The organism is Streptomyces altiplanensis (assembly GCF_053591575.1).
Window position 1 is genome coordinate 1 of the sequence record NZ_JBSFUB010000058.1, and the last position, 23,631, is coordinate 23,631.

A 23,631-nucleotide genomic window follows, 5' to 3' on the forward strand; every position below is an offset into this window, starting at 1 on the left:
CGCGTCTTCCGTAGAGCCCGCTGCAGCCCCAACCGCATGACGGTCATCGCCGCTGCCGTCCTCACCCTGGAGCGTCAACGCTGAAAACGCTCAGTTGAGGGCTCAAACTTTCGTTCAGGGTCGGCGGCAAGCTGGTGTTCGGCGGGACGGGATCGTTGGCCGTGCCAGCGCCCTGCGTGGTGGCCCCGTTCACGTGGGCGTGGGCGCCGGTACTGCTTGCGGATGCCGGGACTGCGGTGAACGCACCGCCCAGGGCCGCCGCGGCGAGGGACAGGGCTATGACCGTCTTGCGCATGGTGCTACCTCCCGGTGCGAAAGAAGCTGCTCCTTCCAACCTCACGGGAGTCACGATGAACGCGAGCGGGGTTACGCCGCCTGGGCTACGACGAAACCCCACCTCACGCACCCCCCGGCGCCACCCCGTCGGCCGCCAGGTGCGGGGGTTCAGTTCTTGGTGCCGGCCTTGTTCTCGAAGTGGCGGAAGGCGGTTTCCTGACGCCACTGTGCCGAAGCCTTCGGGCTGCGGTCCAGCAGGCGCTTGCATGCTGCGGTCGGTTTCGCGGCGCCCGCCTGGGCGGTGTCGCAGGCCTTGGCCGGGTGGTAGCCGTCTCTGGTGGGGTTGCCGTGCCACAGGCTTGTGCCGGGGAGGAAGGCGTACTCCAGGGAAGCGCGGGCGAGGTCCTTCAGCTCGGGGTAGGGCAGGTCGTAGGTGTGGGCGGCGTGCTGGTACTGGGCGCTGATGTCGGTGCGGCTGATACCCGGGTCGTCGGTGGCCAGGACGACGGGGACCCCGAAGAGGCGGTAGGTCTCGAAGGGATGCTCCGCGCCTTGCACACCCAGGATCTGGGCGTTGCTGGTGAAGGGCACCTCCACGGCAACCTCACGCCCGGCCATCGTGCGGGCGGTCTCTTCCCAGTGGTCCTCGTGGACCAGGCCCACGCCGTGGCCGATGCGCTCGGCCCGTGCGGTGGTCACGGCCTGCCTGATGTGAGACTTCAGCTCTTCGGGCTTGACCAGCCCGGGCCACACCTCGCCGGCGTGCAGGGTGACGTGCGCCTTGGGGTAGACGCCGCGCAGGTAGTCGATCATGCGCATGTGGAGGGCGTAGTTGCGCAGCGCGTTCTCCCCGTCCTCGGGCTGGACGAGGTTGACGGCGGCGAACCGGTTGTCCCGCTCGGCCAGCCGCATACCCAGAGCGATCTGGGTGAAGACCCGCTGGGAGGTACTGCCCCGGGAAACCTGGGAGACCCACCGCACCGCCAGGTGGCAGCCGGACCCGGCCTTCTTGGTCCCGCAGTGGTTCACGGCCCGGAACTGGCGGTCGGTGGCGTCGGCCTCCTTGCGGGCCGCGGCCACGACCTTGTCGAGCTTCCCGCCGGCGGTGAGCTTGCCGTGCATGCGGGCGAAGTCCGCATCCCAGCCAACCCTGTCCGCCAGCAGGCCCGCCTCCTGCGAGGCGGGGCTGACCATCGTCTCCAGATAGAACTGATTCTGCCTTGCGACACCATTGGCGACCTCCGCCAACAGCTTGCCCCGGTCCTGCCACACCACCGGCCCGAACTTCCCGAACGCGGCAAAGAAATGGTCATGACCATTCCCGCCCGCGGGGAAGTCCTGCATCGACCAAGCCCGCACGATCGCATCACGGAAGCCCCGATCGGTCCGCGCATCCGCCGCCGGCCGGGCACCCGCCTTACAGGACCCGCCCGCGGTGGAAGCCGGGGCGGGGGCCTGGGCGGTCATCGTGGCGGTGTCGATACACAACCCCCTCTGACCGGCCAGCTTCACCAGGAACTCCGTACTCACCGCCCCCGACAGATGGTTGTGCAGATCCGCACCCTTCGGCATACGACGGAAGAAGCTGCGCAACCCCTTGGAGTCACCACGGAGGGAATCCAGGTACTGCGCAGCCCGCGCCTCCGAGGCGCTCACCGCCCGCACCGGGCCGGGCGGAGCATCTGCGGCGTCGGCCGTCGGGGGGAGCAGTAGAGGGGACAGCGCCAGCGTGCTGAGCGTGGCGGCGGTCAGAGCACGGCTCCGGTACACGGAGCGCAGAGAGGAGTCAGTCACGCGGCCATCCAGCTCCCGGTGATCGAGGACTTCGACGGTGAGCGGCCCATCCACCACCGCTGGGCACTGGCCCGGCGCAGTATCAGCAGGCCCGATCAGATTGCCTACTACCTCGCATACGCGCCGGTGGGCACCGGCGTCGACCAGCTCGTGCGCGTTGCGGGGCGCCGGTGGGCAATCGAGGAATGCTTCCAGGCCGCGAAGAACGAGTGCGGCCTGGATGAGTATGAAGTCCGCCGCTACGTCGGCTGGATGAGACACGTCACCCTGGCCGTGCTCGCGCACGCCTTCCTCGCGGTCACGGCAGCACAGGCGGCGGAAAAGGGGGATGCAGAAACGGTTCCACCATGGTCCCGCTCACCGTGGCAGAAGCCCGCCGGCTCCTGGCAACTGGCCCTGCACACCGGCCTCGCCCGCCACTTCGTAACCACGCAATGAGCTGGTCACGCTGGCGGCGAAGGCGTCAGGCCGTCGCCCGGCAATGCCATTACCGGCGACGCCACTCGTTGGAGGGGCGGTCCGCCAAGACCACCCCTGACACGCCATCAGCCAACTACACTGCGGACGGCGCCCCTGACCAGGCCATATAGCGAAACGCTGCTGGAGTACTAGGTACCAGCCCCGGGTTGTTGCTCACGTCCGGCAGGGTCGTGAGCGCAGAGCTGTGACCGGTGTACCAGTCGCACCGGCTCTTGCGGCTCGATGCAGCGCACTGCCGGCAGATGCGGGGGGATCCCGTCGTATCCATCGGCTCTGTGCCGGCCAGGGCGGGAAAGTGCGGGGACACTTCGATGCAGGCAAATGCCGCCGTCACTGAGACCGTGGTCGCCGCCTTCCCCACTGCTCTGCCGACACGTCGGCGAGCTCCTGCCACTGCACCGCCGCGGTGCGCTTTGTCTCCGGTGCGCGGATGAGGGTGTTCGCGACGTAGTGACGATGTCCTGGCGGCCACGGCCACCAGGACATCGTGGGGGCGGGGTGTATATACAGCTGATCGTCACGCGCAGCAGCGGTAATCCTCATGCGGGCCGCATCGGCCAGCCCTTCTGCCCCAGTCGGTCGCTGTTTTCCCAGGTGGAGGAGCGCCCGTGCGCTGCCGCCTCTGTGTCCGGCCTACGCCAGAAGGCCACTGAACACCTCCGTGGGCGCGGGCCTGCGCCCACGGTGTCCTGCCCTTTCCTCCGGTGACTGTACGACACCACGGGCGGCCGGCCGCCCGTGGTGCATTACGTGTGAGGTCACCTCGGGGATACCCGCCGGGCGCATCCTCGCGTACGCCGCTCGCCGGCCAGGTGGGGTGCCGCTCACGTGATCCGGTACCGCTGACCGCAGTCATCACGAGGATCGGCAGGAGCTGGCCGGGAGAGGGGGCGTGGGTTTCCATCACTTGCTGCCGTGGCGGTTTCCCGGCCGAGGTAGCGGGGTGGGGGCTGCCTACTCCCAGTTACAAACCACGTTGAGCATCCCGCTGGACAGGTTGCCGAAACCGGTGAAGAAGACCTTCGCCGGGAGGGCGTATTCAATATTTGGTTCTCGGATGGAGTCGTAGTTGAGGAAGGAGAAGAGCAGCGGGAGGGTGCCGACGATGCTGGCCGTGATCGCTGCGGGGTCAGTGACCTTCTTGTCGGCGGCGGCATAGATGGCCCAGGCCAGGCAGCCGCAGCCCACCACACTGAGCACGAGGGGCACAAACCGCTTGATGACTGCCCAGAGCGTCTGGAGCGGATAGAAGAAGGAGAAGGCCACACTGGTGACTGCGAAGGCGATGATGCCGATGAATGGCGCAATCTCCTTGGTGGCGGCAGCCTTCATAGTCCCCCACGTGAGATCGGCATGGGACATGGCGAAGATGATGACCGATACGGCAACCATGCCCAGGCTGAACTGCCAAGGAGCTTCGCTGCCGAGCACATCACTCAGAATGCTCAGAGGTATAGCCGTGATGAGGGCCAGGGCGGCCCCCACCCGGTACGCCTTCTGCTCCGACTCGCTCAGGTCCAGAAGGCCGGAGCCGTCCGCGTCCTGGTGCTGAGGGGGGAAGGGCTGGGCGCTGGAGTCCTTCTTCAGGAGCTTGTAGAGCAGGGTGACCGGTACTGCGGCCATCAGGGAGACGAGGCTGGCAACGGTCAGCTTTCCATCGTGGGGGTGACCGGCGGCTTTGGCGATCCACGCCCACAGCGTGTTCAGGGGGCCGAGGGGAAGTTCCGTGTTCATCAGGTCGGCGAAGCCGTGGACGGCGTCCTTGAGCAGCGCGAAGAAAGCGTCCAGGAGCTTTTGGGCGGTGTCCAGCAGGTGGATGACGAACTTTTCCACGTTCGTGAGCAATTCGGTGACGCTCTGGCTCTTCAGCCTGCCGTGATCCTTCAGAACGTCCTGGAAGGTATCCAGGAGGCTGCTGGCGACGTTGACGATGTCGTCCGCGTTGGTCTTGAGTTGATCGATCAGGGAGTGCCCGGCGCCTTGCCCTTCCTTGGGCGTGGGCAGGTCCGGCAACGTCGGGCGGGCGGTGGTCACCTTGTCCGTGAGCCAGTTCTGCTGAGCTCCGCCGGTGCTCCCCGGATCGCTCCCGCCACTGCCTTTCTTCGCTTCGTCGTGCAGCACGGACAGCTTTTTGTCGCCGCCCTGCTTCTTCAGTTCCGTGCGGGCCTGCTCGAACAACTGGGCCATGTTCTCCTTCTGACCGGTGATCCAGGTGTCCACAGAGCTCTGGACCTTGGTCAGACCACCGCTGATAATCGGGTCCACCTGACCGAGCGCCTTCTCGAAAGCCATCTTGGTGTTCCAGATGTGGTCGAAGCTGAACAAGGCTTTCAGCCAGTCGATGACCTCCCCGATCGCCACGCCGATCCGGTGGAAGACGCCGGCGACGAAATGGCCGGCTTCCTCGATGCCCTTGAACGCCACCTTGACGCCTTGGATGAACTCGGAGCCGATCTTCAGGACCAGATGTACCGTGCCCTCCACGAAATTGAACGCGGCTTTTCCAAGCTGGACGGCACCGTCCTTCAAACCCTGGTAGATGTCACCGGCCGTGTGCTGTACAGCGTTCCATGCGTCGGAGAAAATGTTCCACTGCCCGCTCTGGTCCGCGTAGAAGGCGGCGAGGTCTTCCTCGGTCTGCAGAACACCGGTCTCCCATGGTTCATCGTCGGACATGCTCACCCACATGCCGGCCGGCCTGTCCTCAGTGTGCCCGTCCCAGGCCGCCCCGTTCCCAGCGGGTTTGCCCGCATGCAGGGCCAGTCCCTGCGCGGCGGCCTGCCGGATCACGGTTGCGGCTGCCTTGGCGTGCTCTGGTGACAGGCCCGGCTTCAGTTTGCGCAGCGCGGTGCCGCTCTCGTCGAACTTCTCCAGGCCGCCTCCAGGGTTGGTGGGATTGAGCGTGCCCTTCCCCGTCAGGTAGGTATGCATGCCCAGGCCGGGCTGGAGCGGCTGGGTGACCGGAGTGGCCGCCTTGGATGTGGCGGTCAGCTCCAGCCGGGGCACGGCCAGGCCGTTGGGCGTCACCGAGATCGTCACCCGTCCCAGAGCGTCCGTGCACAGTTTCACCGGCTCTCCCGGGGCCACCCGCTGGGCCTTGCCCTGGTAGAACACCTCGCACGCCGAGGAGCCGGCGCAGACGCTGAGCGCGACCTCGGTGTTCGCTAGAGGGGCATCCCTGTCACTGAACAGCACCGCCTCGACCCGGTGCCGGCTCACCTCGAAGATCTCATTGGACGGCCCGTGGACGTCCACCTCACGCCACAGTCCTGTGCCGCTCTTTCCCTCGCCGTAGTCCTGGACCTTCAGCCGCAGGCGCCGATCGCTGTCCTGCGCATAGAACAGCGCCGCTTGCTTGGTGGTGAACGACGAAGACGCCGACAGCGCCTTCACCCCCTGAAGGACAGGCACGGCCGGACTCCACTTGACCCTGTCGACGGCATGTCCGGTGTTGCACTGGCGTATCAGCCACACCGTGCCCTTCTCATCGAGCGCGTACAGCTTCCACCACCGCATCAACCCGGCAGGCCCGGCAGGCCCGTTCTTCCACGCTCTGCTCGCAACCACCTCTCGCAGCTTCACACCCGCCATGGGAAATGGAATTTCTTCCCCGCCTTCAATTTCCTCTCCACCGTCATACGATTTCACACGGACCGTACCGTTCGATTCCTGCACGAGGAAATCAAAAACGTCACGGGGCCCGCCCTCGAATTCTTTTTCATGACTGAACGCCGACAAGATCTTCGCGGAACCCTTGGGGCCCAACCAAAAGCTGCTTTCCGGGGAATGCGGCGCCTTGACGTCTATCCGCAGCCCTTCCTCCTTGGTGTATATCCTGCTCGCGGCCGTCGCAGCGAACTCCGAATCGCCGACGACTCCCTCCACGGATTCACTGATGTGCCTGCTCTGGCCGTATGTCAGCAAATCTGTCCGGTCACCTGCGGTCCTCACCGAGACGGTGCCGGCCTGCATACCCACACCGGTCCTGTCGTAGGTAAGCTCTCTCGAGCTGGAAAGATGACCGGACTTCAAGCCGGGGCGCACCTCGCCGCCGTAACAGAGGACCGGATCCTCCCAGTTCTTTCCGTCATCCTCCAACGCCGACGAATACAGTTTCTTGTCGGCCACGAAGTAGCATGTTATCGCCTTCACGTCCGGATTTTCCCTGTCGAACTTCCGGTCAATGGCAACTGCCACCTCGGTCGGTTCGTAATCCTGGTGCAAGTGCGTCACCGACCATCCAGTGGCCGAATCCGGGTCGAAACGCACATGTACCAGCCGGCGCCGTGAATTTTCTTTGCGCTCAACGATCAGCGCCTCGTGCGCATGCCCACCATCAACCCGCTCGCCGCTGTCGACGATGATGTTCTCGAACGCTGCGATCGCATTAGGGCTCGAAACGTCAACGGGAATTCCTTCTGCTATTACCAAATCCTGAGACAGAATCTCGCTGACGGAAAAACGTGCCGGGACAGCAGCGGAAGCCGTGGCGTTCTCAGCGGGAATCATGGTAGAGAGCACACGAATCACTCCTAAAGGATGGAACGGAACAGGCAGCGAGCATGGGCCGGGGAGCTTTTCCCGGTGGGGCTTGCGGCCTCGCCCCTTGACGCGTCATACGCGCTGCCGCAGGACCCATGCCTCTACGCTTCTCCGCCTGTTGAGCCCCTGCCTGATCTGTTACTCCATTCGAGTGGCGACCCCAGCGGCCCGTCACCCCAGACATCAACTGCCGTTTACGCCTTCGCTCCTGGCGTGCGCACCGTCGGCGAGAGGCGCCTGCGGCGCGGCTTCACCGAAGGACTGGCGCTCTTCACCGCCGGGGCCGCCCTGGTCGCCCTGGTCACCCTCCTGGGCGGGATCACCACCCGCATGCCCCCCATGGCCGTCGCCGGATGGATCTTGCTCGCCGGGGTCGCGGCGCTGGTGCACCAGCTGATCGTGGGCCTGGCCGCGATGCACTCCGGCTGGTTCCCCGCCTTCGCCGTCACCTTGATCTTCCTGCTCCTGGGCCTGCTGCTGCACCTGCCGCCCCTGGCCCTGGCCCTGCTGGTGGGATACGTCGCCGCGACCGGCCCCGCCTTCGCCGACATGGGCTACGACCTCAAAGCCGGCTGGCTGCTACGCGCCGACGCCCGCCCCTGGCTGCCCTACGAACAGGCCGGGCGCCGCCAGCAGTACCTCTCCCAACTCATCGGTTTCGCCGTCGCCCTCACCGCCGTCGCCCTGCTGTGGCAACCCTTCTTCTCCCAGGGCCGTCTGCCGCCCCTGGCCAAGGTCTACACCGCGCCGACGCCCAGGATTGGCGCTTTGCGTCCTCCTTGGTCTCCGGCCTCGAGGGTCTGGGCCGCGGCGACTCCCGGGGGCCAGGAGCCGGAGGCCGGCAGGAGGCGGGAGTCGAAGACCCGGTAGGGCACCCAGCTGTCGACGGCCAGCCCGATCACCGCCCCGCCCAGCACGGGCCACACCAGGTCGGTGCGGCCCAGCAGGAAGGGGACGGCGATGGGCAGGATCAGGGAGTTGGCGGCGGCGAACGTGGCCCCCGAGACCGCTGACTGCACCAGGTTCTGCCGGTGCCGATCCCGCATCCCCGACAAGGCGGCCACCGGGATCGGGCCGATCAGCATCGCCATCAGCGCGCCGAGACCGCGCGCCAGATTCCTGATCACGCTGTAGTGATACGGGCACCAGGGCTCTTGCCTTGAGGCTCGACCTGATACCTGAGCCCAACTGGACGCAGACGTTCACCGCAGGAACGATTCCCTCGGCTGGCCCATGGATGACCGCCAAGGCGCCCGGCAGCGCGGCCAAGACGCACAGTGACGGCTGAGTTGAAGCCTCCCGCCCCCGCCGGCGGCCGTTTGGGCTGGCACCTGCACTTCGCCGCGCCGGACGGAACCGGCACGCAAACAGCAAACTCGCACGGTCGTCATCTGCACGATGACCGCGCTGACAATCGTCGTCGCCAATCCGGCCAGCTGGGGCGAAGCGCGTGAGGACGGGTCCCCGTCGGCGCCACGATCACCTCTGACGCCTTCGGCCCGGTGTGCCCTGGTTCCCGTACATTCTCGCCGCCGCGGCGATGCTCTTCGCCATCTCCACCGTGCTCACCTGGGGCTCCTACGGCCTCAAGGCCTGGACGTACCTCTTCGGCCGCAGCAAGGCCAGCGAGCTGACCTACGAGGTGATCTGCGCCCTGTTGCCGTCGCCGGTTCGCTGCTGACACTGCAGACCCTGATCGACAAGGCCGTGCCGTTCAGGCTCGCCGTCATCCACATCATCGGCCTGTACCTGCTCGCCCCGGTCGTCAAGCGCGAACTGAACTTCTTCCTGCAGTCGTCCGCGCCCGCAAGGCCTGCGAGATCGGCGACGCCGACGAAGACCAGGAGCCGGTGAAGACCACCGTCTCGGCGGCTGCCCGGCTGGCGCGGCGTACGGCGCACACGGCCGGGGCGGTGCTCCGTCTCCTTCCACACCCTGACCGAAGGTCGGGGACGACAGACACAGGCAGTGGAGGCGGTGACAAATCTCGGTCCCGCATCGCGACGGGCTGGCATAGGGGCCCGGTCCATGAACGTAAACAGAGTCCCGGGCACCCCGGAGGTCAAAGACGTGTGCCAGATCGGACCGCTGACGTACCACCAGGGGTACGTGCTCGGGAAGGGACCGCCTCCTCGTCGGGCACTTCTCACTCGTAGATGTCGCCTGGGGGGCTTATCGCGGCGACCCTGCCTGGGCCGGAAGGTGCCCCGGGGCGCGGATCGGCGGATGTCGTGGTCGCTGCTGCGACCCGCCCGCTGTCCTTGCCGGTTTCAGCGCACTGGTGCCTTCACCATGGGAAGGGTGCTGGCCCTTCTACTGGCGGTGGCCAGTTCGGTGATCAACGGCGCTGCTGACTTCGCCGGGGGCGTCGCTTCCCGTGGCGGGCAGGCGCACCGTGTGGCAATGGTTTCCGCGCCCGTCAGCCTGGTCCTCGTCGCTGTCGCCGCCCTGGTGGCCGGTGCCCGCTGGAGCACGACCACCCTGGTCTTCGGTGCCGCCGGTGGTCTGACGGGTCTGGTGGCCATCGTGCTGCTCTACCGGTGTCTGGCCTTGGGACCGATGAGCGTACTTTCCCCGTTGACCGCTTCCCTCAGTGTTCTCGTCCCTGTAGTTGCGGGTCTGCTGCAGGGTGAGCGCCCCAGTCCTGCGGCGGTCACCGGCATCGTGCTGGTTCCCGTGGCGGTGGTGCTCGTGAGTTTTGTGCCGGACGGCAATGTGAAGCGTCCCACGGCGGCCGCGGTGCTGACCGCGTTCGGCGCGGGCGTCACTCTGGGCGGGGAGTCCATCCTGCTCCAGCACGCCCCCCGCGACAGTGGTCTGGCCCCGCTCATCGTGATCTACGCCGTCTTCAGCGCTGTCATCGTCGGGGGGAGTCTGTTGTTGCCCGGCAGCCGGTCGGTGCTGCCGCAGCGGCCGGGTCTGGCTGCTGCCTCGGGCGCCGGGTCCGCCGCGGCCGGCATCTCACTGCTCCACGCTGTGCGCCACGGGCAGCTCACCGTGGTCGCTGTTATCAGTGCCCTCTATCCCGTCACCACCGTGCTGCTGGCCCGCTTCGTGCTGCACGAGCGGCTGCGGCCCATCCGTCTGGCCGGCCTGGCTGTGGCGCTCGCCGCCATCACCCTGCTGGCCGTGGGCTGACGGCCTTCCCTGCGTTTGTCCTGCCCGTGTCTGCGCTGCTGTCGGCGGGCGCTGCCTGGTCGCCGGATGCTCACCTGATCGGTGTTCGTCTCGTGGCAGGAGCGCTTTGTGCGGAGGAGGCTGATGAGGCGCGGGTGGGATGCACTGCGCAGCCGAGCAGGATGGGGCAGTGCATGACGGATGGGCAGCTGACGGTCGCTCTGACCTACGACCTCCAGGGGCAGCCGCCACCGGGCGGCGGTGGGGATGCGGCGTTCGACGCGCCCCAGACTGTTGCGGCCATCGGGAGGCACTCGGCACGCTCGGCTACCGGTGTGTTCGCGTCGGCTGCCTGCCGGAGCTGATGGCGCGCCTGTGCGGGGAGAGCGGTGGGATCTGGTCTTCAACATGGCCGAGGGGCATTACGGGCGGCCCGGGAGGCGCAGGTACCCGCGCTGCTGGAGGAATTCGGCATCCCTTACACGCTGTCCGATCCGCTGACGATGTGCGTCGCCTTGCACAAGCCGACGGCCCAATGAGCGCCTCTCGGGCACCGCTTGAAGCTGGCAGCACCGGTCGTCCGGTCGTCACACCGAAGAAGGCGTACGACGCCGCAGATCGAGCGTCGCGCAATGAAACGAACCACCCAGACTTTGCACATGCTGGAACGGGCAGGGGATCGGGTCGAAGCCCAGCCCACTCAGCAGCGCGTGCATGTCGTCGTCGGCCGCTTCCACCAACACCCGCTCGGAATCCAGCACCAGCGCGTTCATATTGACCCAGCCGCTGGTCATGTAGAGCGGCGGCCACGACCGCCTGGCCGGCATGGGAGCCGGCACCAGCTCCCATGCGCCCAGAGGGGAATGCCGCAGCCGCTCGGGCCGGACACGCTCCGGGTTGTACAGGGCCAGCCCTTCCCGCAACGGACAGAGACTGGCATCGATGTGCATCGCATGGGGGTCGTCCAGTTCAACGAGGTGGACGCGGTAGTCGGGGCCGAGCCGCCATTGCAGATGGGCGAGTCCGGCAGGGTTGGTCACATGACTGAGCTGACCGAGCACCACACCGCCACCGAGGCGGAGGAAGTCGGCGGCGTCCCAGGCCGGCCGGGCATTGTTGAGCACCCATTCCCGGTTCCTACCAGGCGCTGCGTCATCACTCAGCAGGCAGGCAGTGCCGCGGTGGACATCCGCCGGCAGCCACTGCGCGCCCTCCTGTTGCAAACGCCGCAGCAGAGGCATATACGCCTGCATCTCGTGCCGTCGGCTGCGCCAGGCCATCGGCGCCTCGATGATGCGGTCACCGGCAACGAGCAGCCCATCGCGAGGCATGGCCGCGCTGTAACCGCCGACCGCCGCCCAGTTCACATGCTGGGGACGGAGCACACGGACACCACACGCCGAGAGAACGTCAGCGAGTTGGTCCAGCTCCCGCTCAGCCCCCTCCACGACCCCGGCCGGAAACGGATTACCAGAAACGAATCTGCCCCAGTGCTCGCGTGGCATGGTGGCCTGAACCATCGCGTCGTCCTCCGCGGGGAACATCGCCCCGTGCGCAACGCCGACAATCACCTCCTCCAGCGGTGACCACTCGTCGTCCGAACCGATCCGTCCCCGAGACGGTGTATCGGGGATCAGCTGCTTCACCTCGCTAGTCACACGCCCACCATGTATGGCATGCATGCTTCGTGTATTGAGACACGCCCAGACCTCCGCGTGAGTGGCGGCGGGTAGAAGAGACCACCCTGAGCGAGGGCGTTCGCGGCCAAGCCGCAGCTGCTGGCCTTGAGGGCTGGTCCGCGCGGCGCGTACCGGGCCAGCTCCTGCCGATCCAGATGTGGCACACGCCCCACTGCCGTCATTGGATCACCATGCAGATCGACTGGGAGGCAGGCTCCCGGCGTATCAAAGAACAGGACGCGTGGGCCAGGGGCGTCTTCCCGGCCGCGCAGGAACGCCTGAAACAGGCCGCTGCCGCGATCGAACCGGGCACGCCTGATCAGCCGTTCATCGATGCCCTGACTGAACTAGTCCAGGCGCAGGCCGGCACCACCGGCTTCGTCGTCCTCCACGAGTGGGCGGAGATCCTGGAGCGGCACTTCCCGCCCCAACTGCCCGACCCCGACCACACCACCGAGTAGGCCGGCCCGCCTCCGCTCATCCCGGGGTGGAGGGGCGCCGGATGTCCGCGTACACCCGCGCCCTGACCCCCCTCTCCCCGGGAACGTGCCAGACCGGGGTGATCCCGGAGGTCGCCCACTGCTGCTGGAGGCCCTGCATCACCGCTACGACCGTTTCCTGTGGGCGGCAATGATGTCCAGGACGACCAAGCCGGGCTCGGCGATGTGCTGCTCATCGATCCCCATGCTCCCAGCGACGGACCTGCCAGCCGTCCGGTTCGCCGGCGGTGGGAGAAGCATCCGTACGAGGGAGTCCGGTCGTCGACTGGCCCGGTGCCGGTCGCGCGGGGCGTGCCTTGGCCGTAGACAGGGAGATGCAGCTGCGTCCGCTGACAGGACCGGGCGGACTGCGATGCCCCATTGTCGGGGAGCCGTGCCACCTCCCCCGAGCGGCACGGCTCCCTACCCGGAGCGAGGACCTGGTGGTGCTGCACCCGCCGGTGGAGCCGATGCTCGCCCAGGCCCGGGAGACCGTGCCCGGGCCCGGTGCCCTGCCCGGTGGGATCGCGTTCGAGGCCAAGTTCGACGGTTACCGGTGCTTGCTGTTCACCCCGATCCGGCAGGGTGGGCCGACGTTGTTGCAGTCGCGGCGCGGCCCACTCATCCAGCGGCACTTCCCCGACCTGGTAAGCGCGGCAGCGCACCTGCCGCCCGGCCTGGTCCTCGACGGGGAGCTCGTCGTGTGGCACCAGGGGCGGTTCAGCTTTGAGGCGCTGCAGCGCCGCGCGGTCTCGGGCGGTCGCACTGTCGAACAGCTCGCTGCCACCTACCCCGCGCACTACATCGCCTTCGACATCCTCCAGGCGGGCGGCGAGGAACTGCTGAGCGAGCCGTACGAACGCCGCCGCGCCATCCTGGAAGCGCTGTTCGCCGACCAGGGCCTGACAGCGCCATGGACGCTGTGCCCGATGACCACCAACCCGGCTGTCGCTCACGAGTGGCTGACCTCCTGGACCGAAGTGCCGGGGGTGGAGGGGCTGGTGATCAAGGGACTCGGTCAGCGCTACATGCCTTCGGCGAGAGGCTGGTTCAAAGTCCGCCGACGCAACACCACCGAAGCGATCATCGGCGCTGTGACGGGCAGCCTGCACCGTCCCCAGCTTCTCCTCCTCGGACGCTATGACGAACACGGAGTCCTGCGCCTGGTCGGCCGGACTGTGCCGCTGGGGCCGGACGCGGCCCGCCAGCTCGCCGGCCATCTTGACTCCGCCGCGCCCGAACATCCGTGGACCGGCGTGCGGTTCTCCTCTGCATGGGGCTCACGCGAACCCATGGGCGCCGTTCTCGTCCGGCCGGAGCTGGTAGCGGAAGTGGCCGCCGACACGGCCATCGATCGGGGCGCCTGGCGCCACCCACTGCGCTTCGTGCGGCTTCGCCTGGACGTCACGATCGGCGACGTGCCCAGCTTCGGCGAGGGCACCACCGCCGCGGCCGGCTGAAGCGTCCCGGTCAGGGCCCGGGACCCGTCCCACGTGACGCAGTACGCGCCCACGCGCCTCGGGCGGTTTGCCACTGCGGGTCGGGTTCACCCGACCCAGTAAGGTTCCCTCCATGACGTTCCAGCAGAGGTCCGAAGGGTAGAGCCGGGCCCTGGAGCGGGCTGGGCAGATCGCTGCTGTCCTGCAGCCGAGGGCCCTGTGCACGCAGATGCACTGGGGCAGAGGATTCACGCGGAGCGGCAGAACGAAGCAACAGCCTGTTCCGGCTTGTTCTGTGTGCTGTCCGGTTCGCGCTCTAACAACCGCCCTCATGCGGTGGCGTTAATGGAGGCGGTGCCGTCCCAGCGCCTCTTGGGCCGGTCTGTGGTTGCTGTCGTGCCGTCTACCGGGGCTGGAGTGTGCGATGACGGCGGAACCTCTGATACGCCCGGCTCGTGAGGCGGGGCAGGTCCTGGCCGATGCCTTCGAGTTGATCGGGCCGGGTCTGCGGGAGGCGGTCGCCCGGCTCCCGGACCGGATACGGCAACCGGTGGGAGTCCACCTGGGATGGTGGGACGGCTCGGGCCTACCCCTGGACGGCGGGCGGGCGGGGAAGATGATCCGGCCCGCACTGACCCTCCTGGCGTGTAACGCGGTCGGCGCACAGAGCGCGGCGGGTGCGCCGGCGGCCGTGGCAGTGGAACTGGTGCACAACGCCTCGCTGCTTCATGACGATCTCATCGACCAAGACCGGATGCGCCGCGGCAGGCCGGCGGTGTGGGCAGAGTTGGGGATGCCGGCCGCGGTGCTGGCCGGGGACGCGTTGTTTTTCCTCGCCATGCAGGTCCTGGCTTCCGCTCCGCCGCCGCTGGGCACGGCAGGGGTGGAGGAGCTCACGGGCGCGGTGCAGGAGCTGATCGAGGGCGAGTACACCGACGTCCTGCTGGAGGAAGCACAGGCGGCGACCGCGGCGGAATCGGAGGCGATGGCAGCGGGCAAGACCGGTGCGCTGATCGCCGCCGCGTGCGCGTTGGGCGCCCTGGCCGGCGGCGCGGACACCGGCGGCGTAGGGCATCTGCGGGCGTTCGGGGCCCATTTGGGACTGGCGTTTCAGTGGGCGGATGACCTGCTGGGCATTTGGGGCGATCCTCATCGCACCGGCAAGCCGGCCGGCTCCGATCTGCGCGCGCGCAAGAAAACGCTGCCGGTGACCGCCGCGATCACCACCGGCGGTACTGCGGGCCGGGAGCTGGCCCGCCTGTACGCCGACACCGAACCGATGTCGCCCGCCACGGTGCGCCGGGCCACCGACCTGCTTGAGACGGCGGGCAGCCGGGACTCGGCCCTGCGAGAGGCCGAACGGCATATCGCGACAGCCCTGCACCATCTGCACGCCGTCAACCCGCCCGCCGCCACCGCGGCCGAACTGTCCCGCCTGGCCCGCCTGACGATCAACCGCGACAACTGAACCGCTCTCGTACCCGACACAAGGAGACGCGATGAAGCTGACCGAACTGCTCGGTGTCCACCTGGACGAGATCCCCATCTGGCCGGTCGTACCGCTGAAGCGGCACCCCGCCTCGGACGAGATCGAAGACATGTCCCTGGACTGGGCGGTCAGCCGCGACTTGGTTGAGCGGGACTCGCCCCAGGCGCACTCACGACTCGGCGGAACCCTCGCTGACTGCATGCCCTACGGTGACGCGAAAGCCGCCCTGGCCTTCGCCTGGTGTGGATGAGCCGGTTGTTTTCCTGGTGGGGGTTGCTTTTTCTTCGGTTGGTCGTTGGGTTCGTCGGTGGCGGTTTGGTTGTTCAGGTGCTGCCTTAACTGACGAGTCAAGCCGGGGTGTTACAAGGGATGGGTGTGGGGGAGCGGGGCGGATTACGTCTGGTCGCGGGCGGGCTGTGCGGCCCCGATGCTGGGGCGGATCCGTGGGTGTTCCAGGCGCAGTGCGCTCAGACGTTCGCCAGGACGTGGGTGGTGCGCGGCTTCTCTCCGGCGACGGTCCGTGGATATACCTCCCTCCTCGCTCGTGTCCTGGGGCGTTTCGATTGCCCGGTGTGGGCGGTGGAAGCGGACGACGTGGATGAGATGCTCCACGCGCTGGCGGTGGCGGGCCTGGCGGCCGGTACGCGCCGGCAGTACCTGCAGATGCTGCGCGCGTTCCACGCTTTCGTCGCCCAGCGGCACGCGGCCCAAATCCGTGCCGCCTTCGGGGTTTCGGTCGGTGGGGGCGGGTTGGATCGCTTCAACCGGGTGCGGCATGCCGGGGACGACGCTGCGGTGGGGCTGCCTCCTGGCAGGGAGCGGCTGGATGCGTTCTTCTCTTTCGCCCGGTCCCAGGTGGCCGTCGCGTCCGACTATTGGGCCATGGCGCGGGACTACGCCATGCTGCGCACGCCGTACCTTTCCGCGGTCCGGGTGAGTGAGCTGGTGCGTCTGGACCAGGCGGATGTGCATCCGGGGCGGGGCCGGTCGGGGAAGCTGCATGTGCGGTTCGGGAAGGCGGCGAACACTTCGGGGCCGCGGCCGCGGTGGGCACCGATGCTGGAGGGCCTGGACCAGATCCTGGCCTGGTATCTGGCGGATGTCCGCCCGTTGTTCCCCGCTACCGCGCCACTGTTCTGCGATGACGATGGACAAGCACTGAAGACGGGTACGGTCCGGGCCCGGCTGGCCCGGCTTCTTGACCTTGAGGCAGCGGACGGGGGTGACCGGTTCACCCCGCACGCGCTGCGCCGGGCGTGCGCGACGCACCAGTACGAGGCGGGCATGGATCTGATCGCCGTGCAGCAGCTGCTGGGGCACCGGCATATCGCCTCCACGATGGCGTATGTGAAGCCGTCGCAGAGGTTCGTTGAGGATGCCTGGCGGCGGGCCACGGACGCGGCGCTCCGCGTGCTGGCCGGCTGACCGGAGAAGGAGACGGCTGTGACGGGATCAGGAACGGTGCTCCGCGCGCTGCCCTTGCCGGGCGTTTCGTGGCGGCTGCGGATGGCCGCGGCGGAGCGTGGCGTGTGGACTGCAACGCAGCTGCGCAGGCTGCTCGCGCAGAAAGCAGGGCTGGAGCTCTCGGCGGCCTCGGTGTCCGCGCTGTTCACCAAGCAGCCCTCACAGGTGAAGTTGTCCACTCTGGCTGCTCTGTGCGCGGCCTTGGACTGTGCTCCCGGGGATCTCCTCATGCTGAGCCCCGCGGCAACCGCCCCACAACCGGTGCCGGCGCCGCAGGAGGGAACTGGCGGCGGCCCGGCGGTCCCTGTCCTTCCGGCCACCGGGGCACGGTCCCTTCCTCCGCTGTGACAGCAAGGCCTGGCGGCGCTCTCGCTGCCGTGGAGGTGTGAGCGCATGGCGGTGTCTGTCGGCCCGGTCCAGCACCGCTGTCCGGGCTGCGCGAAACGGCGCCGGCTGCATCCCGGTTCGGGCTTGTGCGCGTGGTGCCTGCGCACGTGCCCGGGCTGTGGTGGCGGCAGGCGGGCAGCGGACGAGACCTGCGCGGCATGCTGCCGCCGGGCTTCGGGCCGGCCCGCGCGCGGGCCGTGCCAGCGCTGCGGACGCCGACGCACGCTGGAGGCCGAGACACAGTGGTGCCGTCCGTGCTCCGACCCGGCCACCGCCGAGCCGGTTGTCGCCTGCACACGATGCGGTGTTCCTGCCCAGTGGTCGCGCGGCATGTGCAAGCCCTGCTACGAGACCTCCCCGCACACCGTGCAGACCCGGGCCACCAGCTGGGCACGCCGCATGCCCCACCCGCCCACCTGGTGGGACACCTTCACCACCCACCTGCTCACGCACCGGCACGCCTTCTACGCCGCCGACGCCGTCACCCACACCGGCGGCCTGATCCTCGATACCGGCACCACCAACCCGGGCACCCTCCTCAGCCAGGCACAGCACACCACCCCCTGGCTGGTGCGGCCCCTCACCGACTTCTTCCACACCCACCAGCTCCTCGAAGCCCCCAAGGCAGCCGAGGAAACGAAAGCCGCTCTCCGCCGGGAACGCCGCATCCAAGCCGTGCCAGCCCCCATGCGCCCAACCGCCCGTGGCTTCGCGCGGGCCCTGCTGGCCCAGCGGGAGCGCGCCGCCGCTCTGGGCCTGCGCCCGAACCGGTTGAAGACCATCGAGATCCGCCTCGACACCGTCCGGGACCTCGCTCTCCACGCCACAGGCCGGGGCCACCGGACCTGGGCGTCCTTGACCACCGGCGACCTGGAGGCGTTCCTCGCCCAAAACCCGGCCCGCAGAGCGTCCTGGCTCACGGGCCTGCACCAGTTCTTCGCCCACGCCCACCGCACCGGAGCCGTTCTGCACGACCCGGCCGCCTCCCTCGACGCCCCGCAGCAGCGCGGCTTCAAAGGCGCCACCCTCACCCTTGACGAGCAGCGCATCCTCTACCACCGCTGGAGCGGCCACGGCGAGACGCACCCGCACGAAGCGTTCATCGGCCTGGCCGCGCTCCTTCACGCGGCAACAACCACCGAACTGCGCCTCCTCACCCTCGATGACCTCACCCCCGCCCACCGAGCGGTGCGCTTCCCCGGACGCTCCGTCGACCTCGTATTCGATACGGCCACGTGGCACGCGCTGACGAGCTGCCTCGACCACCGAGCCCGGCTGGGCACGGACAACCCGCACGTCCTGGTGACACGCCTGACCAGAACCACGAGAGCACCCGCCGGAGCAGCACACATCCGTGACAGCCTGGCCCAAGTCGGCCTGCTGCCCCGCATCCTGCGTTCGACCCGGCTGCTCACCCTCGCCGACGAGCTCGACATCAAACAGCTCACCGCAGCACTGGGGATGTCCTATGCCGGAGCCGCCCACTACGTGTAGGCCTGCCGACCCGGCGCTCGGACGGCCAGCTGTCAGGCCCGGGACTTTCAGCCGGTGAGGCAGGGATATCTCCGAACCGCAGAAGGGCCGAGTTCTCCCGCCGCCCTCCGGTCACGGCGCCCGGGAGCTCGGTCCCGGCGGGCGGCGCCCTTCACGACCAGCGCCCCGGCGAGCCCACCCTGGGCGGGACTCGGCCGGCGGCACGCCCTGACCAGCCGGCGGGCGACACCCGGGTCCGCGGTGCAGCGCGGACAAGGTTGAGGCGTCCACGTCTTTCAGTGGGCGGTTCGTGAGGTGATGTCTGTTCCGGGCTTGGCTACTGCTTCCGGCTGAAGGTGCCGGGCTCGGCTTCAGCAAGAATTCCCAGTGTGACCAGGCGTTTCATCTTGGCGCGAGTGCGTTCGACGTGCTTCGGCAGGAGCTCGAAGTCGAGGGCCTCGCAGATATCGCGGGCCCTCAGTGGGCCGGTGGCGTCGTTGAAGACGGCGGGGATGCGCGGGTAGTCCGGGTGCTCGGGCAGTTCCCAACTTCCTGATGGATCGGCCGCCTGGGTCGGGATGCGGTCGGCTAGGCCGGTGACGGTCGTGCGGGTGATGGCGAGGTGCTCCAGACGCAGCTCGGCCTCGCGGAGCTGGTCCTGCAGGGCATCGATCCGGGTGCGGAGTTCGTCGGCCAGGGTCCGGGCAGCGTCTTCCTGAAGGTCGAGTGCTTGAAGGAGCGGGTTCAGGTTCACGCGCCGGCCGCCTGCGGATCACGCCAGGTGAGCGTGGTCGTGTCGGTGAGCCGTCGGGCCATCACCTGAGTCATGGCCCAGTAGACGCGCGAGGCGGAGGAGGCCGGGCGGTGTTCGTAGTCGCGGACCAGACGCCGGTGCAGTATCAAGATCCCGAAGGTCTGTTCCACCCGCCACCGCTTCGGCTGCGGCACGAAGCCTTTCTCCTCGGGGTTGCGCCGGACGATCTCGACGTCGATGCCGAGTCCGGCCCCGTGCGTGACGACCTGGTTCTTGAAGCCCTGGTCGACCAGGGCCTTGCTGACCGAGCCGCCGGCCGCGACGGCGACCTGGTCGAGCAGAGTGATGCCGGCAGCGTTGTCGTGGACACTCGCGGCCAGCACGGTGACGGCGATGACCAGGCCGAGGACGTCCACGGCCAGGCCACGCTTGCGGCCAGGCACCCGCTTCGCGGCGTCTTTGCCCGTCGTGACCGCGGGGACCCCTGCCGCCGCCCGGACACTCTGGGTGTCCAGGATCACCAGGGTCGGGTCCTCTAACCGCCGGTTCCTCTCCCGCACCTGGCAGCGCAGGAGTTCATGGATCTGCTGGTCGGTACCGTCGTCCCGCCAGGCGGCGAAGTAGTAGTACGTCGCGCTCTTCGGCGGCAGATCGTTCGGCAGGAGAGCCCACTGACAGCCGGTCCGGGACTGGTAGAGGATCGAGTTCACGATCTCCCGAAGCGGATAACGCCCCTGATGCCCACTGACCGAGCGATGCCGGGCCTTCCAGGCGGTGAGCACTGGCTCGATCAACGCCCACTGCTCGTCGGATAAGTCGCTCTGGTACGGCTTGCGTTCACTCACTCCGCCCACCCCAGCAGCCCACCGACACCAGACCGGCACGTTCCGGCTTCGCTCACACCATCAGGCGACGCCAGAACCGCTCATAGCCTCACGAACCGCCCACTGAGGCGCGCTGCGATCTGCTGGAGCGCCAACTCGAAGCCGTCGAACGCCCAGCGGCTCTGCCCCACTCCCTACCGCAGCGCATGCCCAAGATTCTCGTAGTGGACGACCAACCCGACAACCTGCTCGCCATGACAGCCGTACTCGAGACGCTGGACCAAGAACTCGTCACCGTCTCCTCCGGCCGCGAAGCGCTCAAGGCGCTGCTCCACCACGACGACTTCGCCGTCATCATCATGGACGTGCAGATGCCCGAGATGGACGGCTACGAGACCGCAGCCCACATCAAGCGCCGCCCCCGCAACCGAGACGTGCCGATCATCTTCCTCACCGCGATGGGCGTCGACCCCGAGCACACCGCACGCGGGTATGCCGCCGGCGCAGTCGACTACATCAGCAAACCCTTCGACCCCTGGGCTCTGCGCGCCAAAGTCGCCGTGTTCACCGAAATCCACCTCGAACGGCGGGTGAGCTAAAGCTTCGAATGCCGCCCCGGCTGCGCCAACTGCCTGACCTGTGGTTTCGCCGGTTCGAGGGCGGGGAGTGGCGTGTGGGGAGAAGTCGGAGGCCTCCCCGATCTAGTCACCGCCGCGGAGTAGTTGCCGCACGGTCTGGGTCCTCGACGGCGAGCTCGTCGTGTGGCTGAGTGCGTGACGACGTCCACCACCCCGGCGTAAGAGGACGTGGTGCCCCCAATGCAGAGATGGTTGGGGTGGGTCTGGTGCGCTTTCGGCGGTTGTGGACCGCATACGGACGACCGCTGCCTGCCGGCATGGTGTTCGCGCTCACGAGGTCAGTGCCCGCAGGCAGTTCAGGTCCTATACGCGTTTGCCCATCGTGCTGCTTCGATGGTGCGGCCTGCCTCGCGGAGCATGAGGACCGCCAAGCTCCGAGCGCTCGGGTCCCCGGCCTCCGCCGCGCGCTGGTACCACTCAAGTGCTTGGTCGGCTTGCCCTGAGGCACGCAGGAGTTGGGCTATCCACCCTGGTGCAGTGGTGTCGCCGGTGGCGGCACGCGCATAGAGCCAGGAGAGAGCGTCGCTTGTGCGGTTCAGGTCAAACAAGAGGGTGACAGCGAGCCCGAGTGATCCCGTGTCCCCGGTCTCGGTAGCCCGCTGATACCAGGTGACGGCCTCATCGAGGCGTCCGGCGTTTCGGAGAATAGAACCCGCTGACCTGAGGCCGTCGTGCTGTCCGGCCTCGAACGCTGCCGTGAAAAGATCGAGGGAATGGGACAGGAGTTTTCGTTCGCCCGCTTCCTGTGCCAGCTTCACCAGGTCACCGCGGTCGGCGTGGTCGACCAACGCTGTCCAGAACCCGGCCGGTGCGTCGGCGAGACGTCTTTCACTGCGGCCGTGTTCTTCCAGATAGTCGGCGAGCCTGTAGTGCGGCTGACTGAAGCGGGGTGCTCCGCGCCGGGGACGGATCCGGGCGAGGGGCCCGCGGGCTCCACGCAGTGGGGAAGCGCAGTAGGCCAGGGCCTGTTCGAACCAGTCCTCTGTCAAGCTGTCCCACTCAACATCCGTCAGGTAACTTTCGGCGGCAGCTTCCAGCAAGGCATGGGGGAGGGCAAGGTTGTGCCCGGCTGACCGGGCATCGATCGCCGCTTCCATCGCTGCCCGAGCACCCACCGGTGCAGTGCGGTAGCGCTCCAGGAGTGCGGGTGCGCCGGCCAGGTACTGAGTGATCTGGCCTTGCTCTGCATGGCCTGCTGCGCGCATCAGACGTGGATCCTCGTTAGCTCTCGCATGAAGCTCTTTGAGGTCACAGTCGCTGAAGCGGCTGGGCACCGACACGCCTGCGCCAGCCAGGAGGGCGCGGGCCTGGGCATGGGCGTCGACAGCACCAGTTTGGGCGTCGGGGTCCGTAGTCAGTTCGGTCCAGTATTCGGGCCAGATGGTTCCCAGGACGAGGACAGGAGCTCGGGAGGGGTCCCGCAGAAGTGCACGCAGCGCGGCAGCAACGTGTTCTCCCAGGGCACTGGCCGGAGTGATCAAGTAGTGCTGGGTCTCATTGAGCCAGACCACAGTGCGTGGCCCGACTCCGTCGATACCCTCAAGTGCCGCTTCCGCACGTCCAGGGACGATCGGGTGCCACAACCGCCACTCGTCCGGCAGGTCCTGCGTCGCTTCCCAGCAGGCCCGTGTCTTCCCGGTCGATGACGCGCCCACGAGAATCACGATCGCACTGAGACCGCCGACCGTCCGAGTGATCCGGTGCCGCAACTCCTTGTCGTGGTCCCGCTCCACGTACGTCGGCAAGAGGGGCAACCTCCCGGGCGAGGCAGTCGGCGAGCTCTCGATCGCGCGATGAACTTCCAGGGCAAAGGGATCCGTAAAGGCTCTGATCGGCTCGCCCAGCGGATCTGCCATCCGTGCCTGAACCCACAGGGCCCTCACCCGCACAGCTAGTTCATCAACGTTCCAGGCGGCAAGGCGCGCCAGCACTGTCGCCACCGCCGTGGCGTCGGCCTGCTGAGCGGGAATCACCGGGCTGCTGAGGCAACGACGGATAGTGTCCCGACTTGGAGCGCCCGCCAACTGCCCGTCTTCGGCAATTGCTGAGGCGATCTCATCAAGAGTCGGAGCCTCAGCGGCCAAGTACACCTCGTACAGCAAGTCCTTGAGGTCACGCAAAGGGCCGGGCCCTACATGCGGCCGCTGCAAGGCCCGTGCGCGCCTGGCCCCGCTCCCTTCCCCCACTCCCATCGCAGCATCTTCCCTCAACGCGACCAACTAGGACATGAGTCCCCGCAATCTCCGCTTGTCGCGACTCGTCGCACCCCCCGTGACTTGCCACGAATAGGCAAGCGCTGACCAGGCATTACTGGGGGAACCGCCCGAGCATCGGCGCAACTCATAGCCGGACATCAAGCAGGTCAGAGGGTGAGGACAAGCCAGCCGGCTATCTAGTCACCTCACAGCCAGGGAGCCCCTTGATGAACCGACTCAGCCTCACACGACGAGAGCGCATCAAGCTGCTAGGTGCCTCCATCACCGGCCTGATGGCCGGGGCTGCTCGCGCGATCACGACACGGGCCCTCGAGTGGTGGAGTTGATCTCGCGTCAGCCGCTCACTGATACGGCGTGCCTCAAATGCAGGCATGACCAGCGATCCAGGGCCTCTGACGCGCATTGGCTCCCGGTACACCTCAACGTTGGACCCCGCAGCCGAACAGGGGCGCAAAACCATGGTGCGGCGCCCGGGGAGGGCGGGCCCTGTTGGCAGCCCCCTCTCCCGACGCCGCACCAGCGCGGGGGCCGGGACGGCCCGCAATTTCAGGCATCTTCGTTGTTGCCTTCTTCGTACGGT

At 67.8% G+C, this 23,631-nt stretch carries 15 protein-coding genes and 5 pseudogenes; 12 read left to right on the forward strand and 8 right to left on the reverse strand.

Annotation, left to right across the window (positions count from 1 at the left end; all coding sequences use genetic code 11):
• Positions 1-84: pseudogene (locus ACWD0Y_RS23345) on the forward strand (IS5/IS1182 family transposase); the annotation flags it as partial.
• A 360-nt stretch (positions 85-444) separates the two neighbouring features.
• On the opposite strand, the gene ACWD0Y_RS23350 reads toward ACWD0Y_RS23345, so the two are convergent.
• Complete coding sequence (locus ACWD0Y_RS23350; RefSeq protein WP_450262258.1) at positions 445-2,070, reverse strand: adenosine deaminase family protein; 1,626 nt, start codon at positions 2,068-2,070, stop codon at positions 445-447.
• A gap of 42 nt (positions 2,071-2,112) precedes the next feature.
• Between ACWD0Y_RS23350 and ACWD0Y_RS23355 the strand changes: the two are divergent.
• Positions 2,113-2,508, forward strand: a pseudogene (locus tag ACWD0Y_RS23355) (IS701 family transposase); the annotation flags it as partial.
• Positions 2,509-3,504: 996 nt separating this feature from the next.
• Here ACWD0Y_RS23355 and ACWD0Y_RS23360 read toward each other — a convergent pair.
• Positions 3,505-7,071, reverse strand: coding sequence for a hypothetical protein (locus ACWD0Y_RS23360; RefSeq protein ID WP_450262259.1), 3,567 nt, complete (start codon positions 7,069-7,071; stop codon positions 3,505-3,507).
• Between the two features lie 761 nt (positions 7,072-7,832).
• Positions 7,833-8,195: pseudogene (locus tag ACWD0Y_RS23365) on the reverse strand (OPT family oligopeptide transporter); the annotation flags it as partial.
• A 277-nt stretch (positions 8,196-8,472) separates the two neighbouring features.
• Here ACWD0Y_RS23365 and ACWD0Y_RS23370 point away from each other — a divergent pair.
• Positions 8,473-8,957: pseudogene (locus ACWD0Y_RS23370) on the forward strand (alanine:cation symporter family protein); the annotation flags it as partial.
• A gap of 538 nt (positions 8,958-9,495) precedes the next feature.
• Positions 9,496-10,230, forward strand: a complete 735-nt coding sequence (locus ACWD0Y_RS23375) for an EamA family transporter (RefSeq protein ID WP_450262260.1) — start codon at positions 9,496-9,498, stop codon at positions 10,228-10,230.
• Between the two features lie 566 nt (positions 10,231-10,796).
• On the opposite strand, the gene ACWD0Y_RS23380 is transcribed toward ACWD0Y_RS23375, so the two are convergent.
• Positions 10,797-11,855: an amidinotransferase gene (locus tag ACWD0Y_RS23380; protein WP_450262261.1), complete on the reverse strand. Its 1,059-nt coding sequence runs from the start codon at positions 11,853-11,855 to the stop codon at positions 10,797-10,799.
• A 224-nt stretch (positions 11,856-12,079) separates the two neighbouring features.
• Between ACWD0Y_RS23380 and ACWD0Y_RS23385 the strand changes: the two genes are divergently transcribed.
• Positions 12,080-12,349 carry a hypothetical protein gene (locus ACWD0Y_RS23385; RefSeq protein WP_450262262.1) on the forward strand — a complete coding sequence of 90 codons (270 nt, stop codon included), beginning with the start codon at positions 12,080-12,082 and terminating at the stop codon, positions 12,347-12,349.
• A 16-nt stretch (positions 12,350-12,365) separates the two neighbouring features.
• On the opposite strand, the gene ACWD0Y_RS23390 is transcribed toward ACWD0Y_RS23385, so the two are convergent.
• Positions 12,366-12,488 (reverse strand): DUF6207 family protein, encoded by a 123-nt coding sequence (locus ACWD0Y_RS23390; protein ID WP_450262285.1) that lies wholly within the window; start codon positions 12,486-12,488, stop codon positions 12,366-12,368.
• A gap of 322 nt (positions 12,489-12,810) precedes the next feature.
• Here ACWD0Y_RS23390 and ACWD0Y_RS23395 point away from each other — a divergent pair, with 322 nt between their 5' ends.
• From ACWD0Y_RS23395 to ACWD0Y_RS23420, 6 genes are all read left to right on the forward strand, one after another.
• Positions 12,811-13,827, forward strand: coding sequence for an ATP-dependent DNA ligase (locus ACWD0Y_RS23395; RefSeq protein ID WP_450262263.1), 1,017 nt, complete (start codon positions 12,811-12,813; stop codon positions 13,825-13,827).
• A gap of 403 nt (positions 13,828-14,230) precedes the next feature.
• Positions 14,231-15,274 carry a polyprenyl synthetase family protein gene (locus ACWD0Y_RS23400; protein ID WP_450262264.1) on the forward strand — a complete coding sequence of 348 codons (1,044 nt, stop codon included), beginning with the start codon at positions 14,231-14,233 and terminating at the stop codon, positions 15,272-15,274.
• Positions 15,275-15,305: 31 nt separating this feature from the next.
• On the forward strand, positions 15,306-15,545 hold the full coding sequence (locus tag ACWD0Y_RS23405) for a hypothetical protein (RefSeq protein WP_450262265.1): 240 nt from the start codon (positions 15,306-15,308) through the stop codon (positions 15,543-15,545).
• Between the two features lie 197 nt (positions 15,546-15,742).
• Entirely contained in the window at positions 15,743-16,720 is a 978-nt protein-coding gene (locus ACWD0Y_RS23410; protein WP_450262266.1) for a tyrosine-type recombinase/integrase, read from the forward strand.
• 81 nt (positions 16,721-16,801) lie between these two features.
• A complete protein-coding gene (locus tag ACWD0Y_RS23415; RefSeq protein WP_450262286.1) occupies positions 16,802-17,107 on the forward strand; it encodes a helix-turn-helix domain-containing protein in 306 nt (101 codons plus the stop codon).
• A 369-nt stretch (positions 17,108-17,476) separates the two neighbouring features.
• Entirely contained in the window at positions 17,477-18,640 is a 1,164-nt protein-coding gene (locus ACWD0Y_RS23420) for a hypothetical protein (protein ID WP_450262267.1), read from the forward strand.
• A gap of 316 nt (positions 18,641-18,956) precedes the next feature.
• Here the strand turns inward: ACWD0Y_RS23420 and ACWD0Y_RS23425 are convergent, their stop codons facing one another.
• Together ACWD0Y_RS23425 and ACWD0Y_RS23430 are read right to left on the reverse strand one after the other, a co-directional pair.
• The gene (locus tag ACWD0Y_RS23425) at positions 18,957-19,373 is read right to left on the reverse strand and encodes a hypothetical protein (RefSeq protein ID WP_450262268.1); all 417 of its coding nucleotides are present in this window, start codon (positions 19,371-19,373) and stop codon (positions 18,957-18,959) included.
• Complete coding sequence (locus ACWD0Y_RS23430) at positions 19,370-20,218, reverse strand: IS5 family transposase (protein WP_450262269.1); 849 nt, start codon at positions 20,216-20,218, stop codon at positions 19,370-19,372. Before ACWD0Y_RS23430 ends, ACWD0Y_RS23425 begins: the two co-directional genes overlap by 4 nt.
• A 104-nt stretch (positions 20,219-20,322) precedes the next feature.
• On the opposite strand from ACWD0Y_RS23430, the pseudogene ACWD0Y_RS23435 reads away from it, so the two are divergent.
• Positions 20,323-20,796 (forward strand): annotated as a pseudogene (locus tag ACWD0Y_RS23435) (response regulator); the annotation flags it as partial.
• Positions 20,797-21,131: 335 nt separating this feature from the next.
• On the opposite strand, the gene ACWD0Y_RS23440 reads toward ACWD0Y_RS23435, so the two are convergent.
• Positions 21,132-22,955, reverse strand: coding sequence for a hypothetical protein (locus tag ACWD0Y_RS23440; RefSeq protein ID WP_450262270.1), 1,824 nt, complete (start codon positions 22,953-22,955; stop codon positions 21,132-21,134).
• Positions 22,956-23,631 lie beyond the last annotated feature (676 nt).